The organism is Sphingomonas longa (assembly GCF_016892685.1).
Taxonomy (GTDB): Bacteria; Pseudomonadota; Alphaproteobacteria; order Sphingomonadales; family Sphingomonadaceae; genus Sphingomonas; species Sphingomonas longa.
In genome coordinates, this window is sequence record NZ_JAFEMC010000002.1 from 430,784 (window position 1) to 444,447 (window position 13,664).

At 65.3% G+C, this 13,664-nt stretch carries 11 protein-coding genes; all 11 read right to left on the reverse strand.

What is annotated here, in order from left to right:
* Nucleotide 1: 1 nt before the first annotated feature.
* Entirely contained in the window at nt 2-2,365 is a 2,364-nt protein-coding gene (locus tag ILT43_RS08090) for a hypothetical protein (RefSeq protein WP_204198058.1), read from the reverse strand.
* 64 nt (nt 2,366-2,429) lie between these two features.
* Nucleotides 2,430-2,759 carry a hypothetical protein gene (locus ILT43_RS08095; RefSeq protein WP_204198060.1) on the reverse strand — a complete coding sequence of 110 codons (330 nt, stop codon included), beginning with the start codon at nt 2,757-2,759 and terminating at the stop codon, nt 2,430-2,432.
* A gap of 24 nt (nt 2,760-2,783) precedes the next feature.
* Entirely contained in the window at nt 2,784-3,296 is a 513-nt protein-coding gene (locus ILT43_RS08100) for a TIGR02594 family protein (RefSeq protein ID WP_204198062.1), read from the reverse strand.
* A gap of 212 nt (nt 3,297-3,508) precedes the next feature.
* Nucleotides 3,509-3,922, reverse strand: coding sequence for a hypothetical protein (locus ILT43_RS08105; protein WP_204198064.1), 414 nt, complete (start codon nt 3,920-3,922; stop codon nt 3,509-3,511).
* Nucleotides 3,919-4,452: a hypothetical protein gene (locus ILT43_RS08110; protein WP_204198071.1), complete on the reverse strand. Its 534-nt coding sequence runs from the start codon at nt 4,450-4,452 to the stop codon at nt 3,919-3,921. Before ILT43_RS08110 ends, ILT43_RS08105 begins: the two co-directional genes overlap by 4 nt.
* 21 nt (nt 4,453-4,473) lie before the next feature.
* The gene (locus tag ILT43_RS08115) at nt 4,474-5,094 is read right to left on the reverse strand and encodes a hypothetical protein (protein ID WP_204198074.1); all 621 of its coding nucleotides are present in this window, start codon (nt 5,092-5,094) and stop codon (nt 4,474-4,476) included.
* Nucleotides 5,094-8,912 (reverse strand): phage tail protein, encoded by a 3,819-nt coding sequence (locus tag ILT43_RS08120; RefSeq protein ID WP_204198076.1) that lies wholly within the window; start codon nt 8,910-8,912, stop codon nt 5,094-5,096. The genes ILT43_RS08115 and ILT43_RS08120 overlap by 1 nt, the downstream gene beginning before the upstream one ends.
* 3 nt (nt 8,913-8,915) lie before the next feature.
* Complete coding sequence (locus tag ILT43_RS08125; protein WP_204198079.1) at nt 8,916-9,338, reverse strand: DUF6950 family protein; 423 nt, start codon at nt 9,336-9,338, stop codon at nt 8,916-8,918.
* 10 nt (nt 9,339-9,348) lie between these two features.
* Complete coding sequence (locus ILT43_RS08130) at nt 9,349-9,936, reverse strand: hypothetical protein (RefSeq protein ID WP_204198093.1); 588 nt, start codon at nt 9,934-9,936, stop codon at nt 9,349-9,351.
* A complete protein-coding gene (locus ILT43_RS08135) occupies nt 9,936-10,526 on the reverse strand; it encodes a hypothetical protein (protein WP_204198095.1) in 591 nt (196 codons plus the stop codon). The genes ILT43_RS08130 and ILT43_RS08135 overlap by 1 nt, the downstream gene beginning before the upstream one ends.
* A complete protein-coding gene (locus ILT43_RS08140) occupies nt 10,526-13,663 on the reverse strand; it encodes a phage tail length tape measure family protein (protein ID WP_204198104.1) in 3,138 nt (1,045 codons plus the stop codon). Before ILT43_RS08140 ends, ILT43_RS08135 begins: the two co-directional genes overlap by 1 nt.
* Nucleotide 13,664 lies beyond the last annotated feature (1 nt).

Sequence of the window (13,664 nt, forward strand, 5' to 3'; positions counted from 1 at the left end):
ATCAGCCAGCGTACGGCGCGTCCGTCGCCCACGACCCATCCGGGTTGAGGGCCGTCATGTACGACCCGTCAGCGAGCTTGTAAGCGCCGTTGAGCTTCGGCTTCAGGATGTTGCGGTGAACCGCAACAACCTGATCATGCGTCAGGGTCGACCAGTCCACCGCCGCTATAGCCGCGACTGGGTCGGCGTTGTAGTATCCGCCGCTGACGTATTCGCTGGTTTTCACCTTGCCAAAGTTCGCTGACCCTGCCGGTGCTTCCGCGAGCGAGAACAGACGGTTGCCGTGCGCCTTGATGTTGGTCGACACCAATTTGCCGGCGGTCAGGTTGGTCGTGTAGTCGCCAAACATGACAAGGCGATCGGCTGTGCTGACGCCTGACCAGAACTCACCACCAGCAGTTGTCTTCGCAAGGGTCGCAGACATGGCGTTGGCGTAGGGGATGTCCCGCCATGCAGCGGGCGCATCAACCACCCGACCAACAGCTGGCACACCCATGACGCGCTTGAACTTGCTGTCCTTACCGCCGGTCATACTGATGAGGGCGACTGCGGCAGTCGTGGCGATGAACCCATCGACATCGAACGTACCGGCGTCGCTGCCGTCCGTCGCTGCGCCGGTGGCATCGCCGCGCATGAACAGACCTTGGAAGAACCCCGTGCCGTCTGCCTGATAGATTTCGCAGCGCTTCATGCTGATAAACGGACGCAGGCTGGCAAGGGCAACTTGGATGGCGTCGATGTGGATGAACTTACTGACGCGATCCGGCGAAACCCAACTGCAATCTTCCAGATAGATGCCCTGCGGTGGGTTCGTGCCGGTGATGACAATATTATTCCAGTAGTGGCGTATCTTCCAGTTCTTGACCTTGAAGGCAGTGTTCGTGTTCGTGCCTCCAGTGATCCCGCCCTGAACATACGCAAACGTACCGTTGAGCATGGTCACGTCATCGCAATACTCAGGCGCGTAGCAATTCGGGGCCGCGATGGCGCGGATGATTGCCGAACCACTGATTGCCACCGCGAGGTCCTGGTCGATGGTGAACGAGCCGCCACTGACATAGGGATCGTCGAACGTGCCGCTGTAGGTGATATTGTCGGCAACCACCCGGTAGACCGTAGGATCGCCGTCGAACAGTATGGGATCGCCGACCACGACACCACGAACACGGAATGGTGCGGTCGTGCCGCCGAGGACCGGAATAACCCTGGAGCCAGCCGGAATGGCCGCACCGCTCGTCTTAAGGTTGACCGTACCGGTGCCGCTAGCCGGTCCAGCGTCGGAACTGCCGTACCACTTCTTATCGTAGACAACGCCGTGTCCGTCGAAAATTACGTTGCTGTTGTTGTTCGTGTCGCCGCCAAAGCGCGTGAAAGCATAACACGCTGAAATGCCAACCGGGTTCAGGTCGCCAGAGACGTACATATTCTTGAACGTAATGTTCTGAACGGACTGACACACCCATGACGGCGGAAGGCCCATCCGGTTCGGGTCGTGCGGCTGAACAGTCGTCATCAGTGCCGGACGCCACTGCTGGAAGAACTTGCGCCCACCGGACACGGCGATGTTGTGGAAGTCGCAGCCGGCAGCAAACTCGACGGTCTTGCCGCTGATGATTGCCGTGTCGGTCACGCCGACCGTTGCAAGATTGTCCGCCGTGCCCACTGTGTAGACGTTGGCGAGCCGGTTAATCGTGAGCGTGATTTCCTCGGTGGTCGTGTCTGCAAAGGTGGCGATGACCTTGAACACGTAGGTTGCGTCGGTAAGCGCCGCCTTCCTCGTCGGCGTGTTGGTCGTGACGGTGCTGGTGTTCCAGTGTGCCGCTGTGCCGCTGATCAGTGTCGCGGTGGAGTAGGATACCGGCTTCTCCATTCCCGGCCGAGTGATCCCAAGGAAGTCGCTGTTAAGCGACACCGCTCCAACGCCAGCGCGCGTCAAATCACCATAGCCGTATGCGACTGCTTCGTTCGTCCGGCGCCCAGACGCAGCAGAGATCGAGACGGATGCGGAGGTGACGGCAAACGTCACCAGCAACAGCGTTACAGTCACACGGTAGAAGACAGTCCGATTCACGTCACCGGCTTGTGGCGTGTATGCCAGCACGGCCGGAGCTGTTGCCGATGCGATCACCACACCGGTGGTCGCATCTACCAATTCGCGCTTCGTTGCGAGGAAGCCGATCGGCGGTATGCCGTCGCTGAAAATCATGGCGACGCCGACAGCTGGTTGCCCGACAATGCTTGGAAGCACGGAGAATGCAGGCGTCGAGCTGGCGTTGGGCACAGCGCCGCGACCACGAACCGCGTTTTTCGGGCTGGTCGGGCGTCCAGGAAGCCCAGGGACCGGCGGCATCGGGATGAAGGCCATGTGCAAAGCTCCGCGTTCGGGATGAGGTCAGGTTGGCAATATTGTTAGGCAGTCGAAGAGGCGGTCAGACGCCCCCGACGAAGGCGAATTGCGCAGCAGCATCGCGGGCACGCTGGATCTCCGCGGCCTGCTCAGCGACCGATTTGGCGCTGCGAGCTGCAGCAAGGGCCTGCTCGACCACGGCGCCGATCGCGCGCAGCTGCGCGGCACGGGCTGGCGGCAGATAGGGCAGGAACAGCGCAGCGAAGGCGCGGGCACGGTCGTAGCGCTGCTGCACGGCGTCGATCAGGGGCGCAGCGGCCGCGAGGCCATCGCCGAGGCCGGCGTTGCCCATCGAGGTCGTGGCGCATGCGGACAGGCTCGCCGTGAGGGCGAGCGCAAGGATGCTCTTCATGGTGTGGATCTCCGGGAGGATGGATCAGGCTTCGTTCGTCGACACGGGACGGCCGGCGACGGACGTCATCCGGACAGGCCCGCCGAGCACGGGCACGCCCGTTGGCCAGCGCGAGGCGGTCAGGCGGGACTTGGCGATGCGCGTAATCGACACGGCGTTGCCCTGGTTGCCGCCCAGCACATGATAGGTTGTGGCATCCTCGCCGACGTAGAAGCCGACGTGGCCGCCGCCCTCGCGGTTGAAGACGAGGATCGCACCGGGTGCGAGCCGCTCAGGGCGAAGGTTGCTGCCCCACGTAGACCAGCTCTTCGCCCGCGCCGCGATCTTCACCGGCTCGATGCCGGCGGAGACAAGGACGGCCGCGACGAAGCCGCCGCACCACGGCATCTCATCGTCGCGCCAGAGCACGCCGTTGAACCGGCTGGCCGTGTTTAGGAACGCGATAAGTTTGTTGTTGTGCGTCGGGCCGGGGTTCTCGCGCACGCCGATGTGCGCCCGCGCAGCGACAAGCCACGCAGGCTCGGAAGCCTTCGTCATGGTTCTGACTTTCCTGTTAAGATGTTGCCGCTACAGAGGCCGGCGAACAGCCTGCCAGTGAACGCGGTGCGGTTCGGCGCTCCGCGCCGCGTTTCCTTCGGGGGGAGCGGAGCGCCACTTCTTCCCATCGCCACCTTCGCAGTTATGGAGGCACCGGGGACGCTCGACGGAGCCGATCCGACGCTCCGTCCGCTTGACCGGGCGGAGCGTCTTCAGTCCGCCTTGTCGGGCTCCGCACCGATCAGGCCGACCTTGCGAAGCTGGCTCTCGGCGATCTTGAAAATGCCTTCGCCTAGGATACCGAGGCCCGCACCGTACATGAGGCCGCCAAGCGGCTCCGTGCGGTGCGAAATCACCAGCGCGGCCGACACGGCGAGCGCCATGCCGCTGACCGGGATGTCTAAGCTCCAGCGGTGTTCCTGCCGGACCGATTGCGCTGCGCCGATCCAGAAGCGGGCCGACAGGCATCCGAACAGCGCCGCGATCATACCGGCCGCTTCGAACGGGTAGCCCAGGAAGTGCCAGATCGCTGGCGTCGAGGTTGCGACGGTCGCGCCGCCTTTTGCCGCCGCTGCCGCGACGACCGGTAGTATTGCCCCCATTGCGGCCCCCGCTTTCCAGATCATCGCGTCGACACCACACCAGCAGCTGCGGCGACGGTGAGCACCGCCAACCACAACATGCGCTTCACCATCGGCCACGCGAGCCACATGTCGACCGGCCATGGCTCTTTGCGCTGCTGCTCGATCATGCCAGGTTCCGACAGGATGAACGTCATGAGCGCAGTGACTCCAAAAGCGACGGCGATCGGATCGATTAGTCGTTTGGCCGTCAGGTACATGCCGGTCGCGATCGGATCGTGCGGGTTCCAGCCCCAGAGGTTAACGGCCTCCGCGCCGCATCGCAGCGTTATCCCGCAGGCGAACAGGATGCCGAGCGTTCGGTATATCCAAGCCGGTGACAACCATGTGTCTCGCCGTCGATGCTGGATGGCGTCCCCGGCCAGCTTCACGATCACCATAATCCCAATCAGGGTTGCGATCGTCATCACGGCGAGGTTGGTCACGACCAGCCACCCCATGCCGTTGAAGCTGGGCGGCGCGATCGTCTGGGGTCCGTCCGCAACCGCCTGGGCTGCGAAGCTACTGTTCTGCATAATGCCTCCTCAGGCGGATTTTCAGAAAACGGGCTGCCACGCCCAGTTGATCGCGGCGTAGGCGGCGCGCTTGCCGGCTGCGGTGGTTGCGGCCTTGATCGCGAGGATGGCCTCCAGCTCTGTCGCTTCCCACGCGGCCACCTGATCCTCGACGGTGTCGAGTCTCGCCTCCATCTCGCCAATGATGACGTCGATGCTGACGTTCCGCTTCTTCGCCTGCGCCATCGCGAACCGGAACTTCTTCTTCTGCTGCGTGGCGTTCATCGTCGTGAAGCCGGGGACAAACGATGCCAGCGTCGCGGTCAAAGCGTTGGCGACCGGCAGGCCCAGCGCGCCGTTCAGCGATCGGAAGTCGATCACCTCCTGCTGCTTGCGGCTGTACTTCTTCTGCTTGCCGTAGTTCTGGCTGTAGAGGCTCTTCACCAGTGCTTCGTTCGCCGCCTTCACCTGCGGGATCAGGATGGCCTCCACTTGCGCCGCATCCTCGACTGGCGTCCGGCCGGACCAGGTCCACCGATAGTTCGGCGAGTAGTACGTCGAGGGCAACGGCACGAGGCGTTCGCTGCTGTAGAAGTTGAACCCGTTGGGCGTCACCTCGCCGAGGAACTCATTGCCGAGGAACAGCGCGTGCGTGTGCGGCATCAGACACGCTCCAGGATGAAGTTGAAGTCGAAGTCCGCTGAGTTGCCGATCGGGCCGCCCCGCGAGTGCGTAATGACCAGCTGCGCCGACCCGCTCACGTTGTTGGCGATGAGCTTCGTGCTCGCGTCCTCAAGGTTGCTACTGTAGATGCTGCCGTCCGCATCCACGGAGATGGTGCCGCTAAACAGCACCTGGTTGCCAAGGACCACCCGGATGGTGGCGACCGCGACATTGCTACCCGTGTTCCGGAAGCCGTTGACGGCTACCATGGTTAGCTTGAACTGGCGGCCGGCCACCACGTTGATCGTCTGGCTGTAGTCGGTGAAGGTAGTGCTACCCGACGAGGGAATGGACATCCCCAAGCTGCCGTTTGCCAGCACGCCAAGGCCGAGCTGATCGGCGTTGGCACCGTTCGTGCCGTTGATGCCGTCTTTGCCGTCTGCGCCCTTGACCAGCTGCCATGCATAGGTCGCAGGGTTGCCGCTGTCGGGCTCCGTCTGGTCGGTATAGGTGCCGATGTAAGTCCGGCCGGTCGGGTCAGAGAGGTGGAAGTCGACCGTCCCGTTCGCGCTGTTGGCATAGGCGATGTGGACGTACCCGCCGGGGCCATTGATGCCGTTCGTACCATCGAGGCCGCGCAGTCGGGTCCAGCCATAGGCAGCCGGGTTCGTGCTGTCGGCGCCGGGGTTGGTATCCGTGTAGACGCCGATGAACGTCCGGCCGCCTGCTTCACCGGTCGTGAAGTTGACCGAGCCGTCCGCTGCATCCGAATAGGCGATGTGGATGCTCTGGCCGTTCGTACCGTTGAGCCCGTTTGTGCCGTTCGTGCCGTCGCGGCCGTCAGTGCCTTTGGTGCCCGCAGCCGTCAGACTGATGTTGTCGATCCTGCTGACGGCGGCCAGCGAACACGCAAACCGTAGCGCATTGGCTGGGTCATGAGGATCGTAGGTGGTCCCCATCCAGTCGAACTGCGCGAACATCTGCTCGTTGACGAACCACCGCACATACCTTCCGTCGAAGTGGACGCGCCCCCTCAGGACACCCGGTACGACCGGACCCGCGGCGCCGAACTGGACGCCATTGATGAAGGCTCCGGTACCGCCGGTGTTGCCGTTGCGGTGAAGGGCGAAGCTGATCCCGTCGTAGCTCTTGCCCCGATCGCCGCCGATGCCCTGCGTCAGGCCAGCCATGAAGAGGTCGCCGTTCGCAGCAGGAACCGTGAAATTGGCCACGGCCCCGCCGGTGTAGCTTTCCCGCGAGTAGGCGGCATCGATGCCCCAAAATCCCCCGCTGGTACCGCGCACGCTGTTGCCCGCGACGATAGTGGTCGGCGACATCGACACGAGGTTGGTGCTTCCTGCACCCTGCACCCCGTCGCGGGAGAACGTGACGCCGTTCACGGCGATGCCCTGAGAGAAGATCGCGATCGAGCCGTAAAGGTCCGCCCCAGGCAAGACGACGATTTCGGTCTGCCCGCTGAGGTCTACGCCTTCCAGTTCGTAGAACACCTGCTTGCCGTCGCTCTTGACCGTAGCGCGGACTGGACCCGCCCCAGGGGCGCGGGCAGCCAGCGGTGCTGTTCCGACGCCATTACGGTAGATGTAGATGTTCGTGTTGCCCGACCAGTGGACCGCATAGTCAATGCTGGAGAAGCTGGTGTCGGCCGTGGGATCGGTGGTCAGGCCGACGAAGGTGCCGGGCACGAGCAGGGCGCTGACCGTCGCGGCCGGGGCGTGCTCTGCCGTGCGCGCCTTACCATTCCAGTCGGCGCCTCCTGTAGACTTGACGACGGAGTTAGGGCCTGCCGTGCAGTTGCCGACGTCGACCAACGTGAAGCTGCTCCCGCCGTCCGCACCGGCAGGGCCTTCCCGGCCGGTGATCGCTGCACCGAAGGCTTCGATCTTCGTCCGAGCAGCTGCCCAACGTTGATCGGCCAGAGCAGGGTCGGGGATTGGAGTGTCGAGGTCGATCGCATCCCATGCCGGGTTCAGACCCGCGAGGTACGCAGCCAGCTGCTGATACGCTTGATAGGCCAAGCCCCGCGCCGAAGCGATGTCGGCTGGGCTTCCGAGGCCCGCGTAACGAGCATCGAGCGCGAGGAACTGCGCCTCAATCGCCTGCCATTGGCGCACCAGCTCGCGCTTCTCGCGGCCGTGCGTAACGACCCCGTCAGAGAAGATCGCAGTGACCGCCGCATCAATATCTGCGATCGCGAGTACCAGCGGGTTGTTGCGACTGTCGTAGGTGATTGCCTCAGCCGGCTGCACAGCTGCGCGATCGTCGGCATCCCACGCGTAGATGGCAGCCGCCTCGATGGTCAGCGTCATGTTGCAGACGCCGTTCTGCCCCAGCTCCTGATCCTTCACCCGGAACAGCCGGCGGTTGAAGCTGAGCGGCGCAAAGGTGAATGGCACGACATCACCGATGCCGTACTTCCACGCGCGGATGTCGAATGGTGCGGAGAACTCGCGCGGGTACTGCTTGCGCTGAAGCACCTGCTTGGCGATCCGCTGCGCCTGACTGGGGCTTTCGACGACGCCAAGATCGAGCGGGAAGATGCGGTCCTGCCCGTCAGGGCTCGCGATGCGCACTTCGGGATATTCGATCAGCTGGTAGAGCGAGTTCGGCGTCGCATCGACATACTTGCCGCGGACGATGTTCGGCGTGGATTCAAGCGCCGCATCAGGGTCCCAGGTGAACGGGCCGACCACGTCGTCATCGTTCAGGCCGTCGTCGGTCGCAGCGCCCGCCAGATCGTTGTGCGCGACCACCAGCGACAGCTTGCCACCCGTATCCCGGAAACGGGCGCAGGAGGCGGTACAGAGCATGTCCAGCACCGTCTTGGGATCATCACCCTCCGAGATGACGCCAGCGCCGTGGTAGCGCGGTTCCTGCCCGCCTACGGAACGGTTGACCAGCTCGTCGGCGAGGTTGGCTGCGACGGCAATCGACGTGAGGTTCAGGCGACGCGCCGGCACGCCCGAACCGGTCGCCAGCTTCATCTCCCCCGTCGTCGGATTGCGGATGCGCCAGCCGAGCACAACGCGCAGGATCTGGAGCGGCAGGTTCTCCCCGATGGTGGCACCGTCGTCGGTCATATAGCGCCACGTCGACTGATCGCTCGCGCGCATCGGACCGTTGCCGCCCGGCACCGTGCTGTCCCGACGCGGATCGTAGAGCTTGGCACCACGACCGACGACGGTGATCCGGCTCGGCAGCCCACCCGTGAACGGGCTTTCCGCCTTCTTGCTGTTGCCGGTAATCTTGAAGCGCCAGTGCGAGTAGGCGCAGCCGGTCAGGCGGGCGCTCTGGTTCCAGCGGCCCGATGCGATCGAGAAGGCATTGGCAGGCGAGCCCTCCAGCACGACGTGCGGTACGAAGAAGTACCCGGCATACTTGCCGCTGACGCCGTTGGTTCGCGACCACGCGAGCATCGTCTCGAACCAGATTTCGTCGATCGCTTCGCAGGCGTGGCTCGCGTGCAGAACGATCCAGTCGCAATACTCCTGATCCTTGCCCGACCATTCCTCGTAGCGGACCTCGACTGGCATCGCGGTCGAACCGAGCACGGTATGCCGAAACGCGCCTGGATTGACCGATGCTCTCAACCGGTCGGTCTGCGAGGCCGGAACCTTGGGCGTCTTTTGCAGCAGGCTGGCCGCGACCGTGAGGCCACCGGACACTAGAAACAGCGTGGCGGTCGAGACGCCCGCGATCGACACCGCGGCGATGCCTCCCAGGGCGACCGCGCCGACGCCGGTTGCGACAAGTGCGACGGCACCGACGACCAGCGCCGCGGTTTTGAGAGCCTTGGCCACCCGTCAGCTGCCGTACTGGACGCGCCATGCGCGCGGCTCGACCCAGACGGGGCGGTCAATGCGGATCAGGCCCTCTCGCTCACCCTCGCGGCCGACAGCGATCAGGAACGCGCCGAAGCAGATGCCGAGCAGCCCGGACGACATGATGATGTCGCCGCGCTGAGCAAGGCTCGGCTCGACGCTCTCGAATTTCGCATCGAGCGTCGCGGCAAGCGTGCCGCGGCCGATCCGCCGCAGGGCGCGGACCGAGCCGCGAGCGGTCGTGTAGTGACCGCGGAACTCAGGCATGGGATCGACACCCGTCATCGCCTCGACGGCACCGGCCGCGAAGGTGCAGCAGTCGTGCCGCCCCCAGGCGAAGGCACGCAGCCGCAAGGGATCGAGATACGCGGCAAGCCGCGCCTCCCAGTCGGGTTTCCGATGCATGATGTCTCCGTCAGGTGCGCTTGGACGCGCCGTTGGCAATGGCGATCGCGAGCGCGGCCGACGTGTCGCCGGGGTCGTAGCCCTGCTGATCGAGATAGGTGCGGTTCGACGCCTGTCCGAAGAAGGCGAGGTAGGACTCCACTGACAGGTTGATCACCTGTCCGGTGCGATCGCCGGTGATCTTGGGCACCGACATGTAGCCGGTGTAGTAGCTCCAGATCGCGCCGATCCGGGTCAGGTTCTGCGGATCAAGCATCGCGCGCCACAGACGGCAGTCGCGGCCGGCCCAGTTGGACCGGTCCCCGATCTGCGTCATCAGCTCGTCGTCGACGCCGGCAAGGCCGGACAGCTGAAGCGTCAGCGTGTCGGTGCCGCCTTCCTTGGCCTTGACCGGCCCGACCGACACCACGCGGGGATCGACGGCGTCGAAGGTGAAGCCGTCGAGGTCCTCGTCGCCGGTGCCGGAGAAGGTGAAGCTGTAGGGCGCGTCCGTGACCCGGATCGGCTCGCCCTTGAGATCGAGATAAGCGAACGTCACCGGCCGGCGGACATCGGCAGCAAGCGCAGCCTGAGCCGCACTGTCAGGGCGGCTGTCCATCAGAACGCCTCCTCGCACTTGAACGTGACCGCGTAATTCTGACCTATTCCGACTTTCCAACCATTTCGCGGATCAGACATCGCCATGACAGCGAACGGTCTACGGACATGCACCTGCATTCCATTGACGGTGGGGAAGCGCAGATAGGGTTTCACATAGAGGTAGGCCTCGCCGTCGTTACCAACGACCACAGGAGCAGTCAGCATAAGAAGCTGATCATTGATGGTTACCATCTGGCCGCGCCGTAGAACTATGCCCCGTGAGGACCAGCCCTGCGTGGGAACAACGAAACCGGTATGCCCACCACCCTTCACCGTGACCCCGTCGTCAAAGCATTGGTTTCGCTCGGACGCGATGAGCCGGAAGCTGTTGGCGACGCCGTCGCAATCGACGACGAAGGCGCGCCAATCGAGCACGCGAGCCTCACCGATGATCGGGGGCAGGGTGACGCTGGCATACCAGCGTGGAGCCTGCGCGAACTGCGTGACCCTGCGCCGGCCGGTGAACTCGGAGCGGTTGGCTTGCCCCGGCTGCTCAATATCCCAGTCGATGTTTGCGGCGACGGGCGACGCCGGCATGGTGATCAGCATCAGGCCGGGCTTCCGGGCAAAGTGGGACGGTTCAGGCGGCGGATGGTGCGGCTCTCGCCGCCCGCCATGATCGGCTCGGCCGCTGCGCTGATCGTCCGGAAGGAGACGTTCTCCATCCGGGCATCAAACTCGGCCGTGGGGCTGATCCTGATGTCGCCCTCGACCAGCAGACGATCCTGACGACGTGCGCTGCCGTTGACCGCATCAGGCAGGCGAGGGGCGCGCAGGCTGGGCAGGGAAGGGCCACTGAGTGCCCCGCCCCCCGCATAGCCGGGCAGTCGACCGGAGTTGATCGCGTGCAAGAGCGGCAGGTTCTTCCGAGTGGCAGCGGCATTGACGATGAACTCGTCGGCCGACACCCGGATCGGGCCGCGGCCGTCGCCGAGAATGGCGAGGATGCTGTCGGACGTGCTGGTGCCCGGCCCCTGGATCAGACCACCAGGTGAACCGCCCTCGGCGAAGCCCGGAACGTCGCCGATCCTGCCGCCGCCTGCAAAGCCGAAGCCACCACCGATCGCGGCGACGATCGCCTTCTGAACGGCGAGGCGCGCCAGATCGGCGACGATGCTGCCAACGACTTCACCAGCCACGCCCTTCAGGTGCAGCAGGTTGGTGACGGCGCTTGCGGTCGCCCGCGAGCCGGCATCCTCCAGCGCCCCGAAGCCGCGCACCGCCGCATCCTCGACGCCGCGGCCCATGTCGTCGGTCGCAGCGCGCAGGCGCTCACGGTACTGATCAAGCGGCCCCGCATTGGCGCGGTCCGCCTGCCGCTGCTCGGCCTTCTCGATCGCCGGCAGTCGCTTCAGCTCGTCGAACGCCGACTGTACCTGCACCGGGTCCTGCGAGGTGTCGCGCAGTCGCTCCAGCGCCTTGCGACGCAGAGCCTGCTCGATTTCGAGGATCTCCTGGGCGACGGCCCGGCGCTCGCTGTCGGTCGTCGCCAGCCCTTCACCGATGCGCAGCAGGGTGAGCTTGCCCTGAAGGTCCGCCTGCTCGGCATCGTAGCGCTGCTCGATCGTGCGGGTGGCGCGCTCGGTGATAAGGTTCGCCAGTCGCTGCGTCTCGGTCGCGTTGTTCAGCTGGAGCAGGTGATCGGCCTGAGCCTGCGTGATCTTGCCGGCGCTCAGATCATTGGCGACCGTGCGCCGCGTCGCCGCAGCTTCGGCCGCGATATCCTCTGCGAGCAGGTTTTCGCGCTGCTGTTCGGTCGATGCGGTCTTCCGGGTCGCCTCGATCAGCCGACGCCGGGCCTGCCGCTCGTCATTGGTATAGGCGGTGTCGTCGGCCAGCACCTTCTGCCGGGCGCTTTCCTCCTGCTTCGCTACCGTGCTCCGCGACGGTCCCGCCTTGCCGAAGGCGACGTGGATGACCTTCTGCGCCGGCTCGTCGATGATCTGGCGAAGCGCCACGCCCTGCTTGCGAAAGGCTTCCTTGATGCTGGCGATGCTGATGCCGGGGCCATAGGCGACATCGACAGCCTGACCGCGCTCGTGATCGCTGGTGCCGGGCTTGGCCACCGGCCCCTTGTGCCGGCCAGCGACGAAGTCGGCGTACAGCTCGGCCTGCCGTTCTGTGCTGCGCGTGCCGCTGGTGACGCGCCCGCCGATCGACGCCACGATCGAGCGCGCTTCATCGACGCCGATCGTGCGGCCCAGCTGGTCGTTGTTCGGCGACCGCTTGGCCGCACTCTGGGCAGCCTGCGCCGCGTCGACCTTCGCCTTCTTCTCGGCCTCCAGCTCTTGCAGCCGCTGCTTGGAGGCCGCACCGATCTGACGGCCGAGACGCGCCTCTTCGCGCTGCTGATCCTTCAGCGCCTTGATGCGGTCGTCGTAGAGCTTGGTCACCCGGCGCACGGGATCGATGGAGATCGCAGCCTGTTCGGACGCGAGATCGACGCGCGTGACGTTCAGCTGCCGCTCGGCTTCCACAACCGCCTTGTCGGCCGCGACGCTCTGGCGGCGCAGCTCCACGACCTTGGCCGCTTCTGCGGCCTGCTCGATCGAGACGCCGGAGGTGCCGCCTCCGGTCAGGCTGAAGCCGTCGCGCGCGGCGATGGCGTCGGCGAGCCGGGCAGCCGTCGCCTGCCGGATCGCCAGCGCCTCGTCGCGTTTGGCGCGAGCGGCAATGTTCGCGCGCTCGGCAGAGGATCGCTCGCCAGCGGCTACGTCGCGCAGAGCCTTGTCCTGCTCCTTCAGGGCGACCGTCAGGCCGTCGACCGATTCGGCGAAGCGCTTCTTGGCGCGCGCCGTGATCTCACTCTCGGCCGCATCCTCCTTCAGCTTGTCCACGGCCTTGTCGGTCGCGTCGCCGAACTCGAACATGCCCTTGGTCAGCGGACCCAGCACGAGCAGCGCGGCGGTCAGGGCGAGGCCCCACGGCCCGATCATGAAGCGGGCAAAGCTGCCGGCCTTGCCTTCGATGTTGGCGAACTGGCCCGCGAGCTGACCGCCCTGAATGGCGACAACCGACAGGACGTTCGCACCCATGCTCAGCTGCGTGAAGGTGTCCTGCACCTGATAGGACGCACCCTGCATCGCCGAACGGAGAGCGCCTGCGCTGTTCGTCGCACCGCGCTGGCGGACCGCCAGCAGCTGCGCGCCGGCACCCGCCTGGTTCAACTCGATCTCGACGCGCTCCAGCGCGCCGGCCTCGCGCGCCAGCTCGGTCGCGTGGTGGTCAGCTTCCAGCGCCGCAGCACGTGCCGCCTGGACGTAAAGCCGCGTGCGCTCAGTCAATTCGCCCTGACCGGCCGATGCGCGCTCGGCCGCTTCCGCGACCAGCCGGGTGGCGAGCGCTTGCCGCTGGGCGTTGTCGGCCGCGGCACGCGCGTCGGCCGCGCCGATGTTCACGTTGCCGCGAACGGTCGGGGCTTCGATCGCCTTTGCGGCCAGCTTCTGAATGTCGCTGAAGCTATCGGCGAATGCGCGCTCGGCGCGCTTGGCCGAGTCCTCCGCCAGCTGGGCGAACGGACCGAACCGCTTGCCCATGTCGCTGACCGAGCGGTCGACGTTCTCCGCCATCTTGGCGGCACGCTGTTCGAACTTGGCGAGCGGCTGCTCGCCCTCGGCGAGGTGACGCCGCAACAGCTCGGTCGCGGCATCCACCTGAAGGAGGAGCCGTTCGGTATTGTCCGCCATG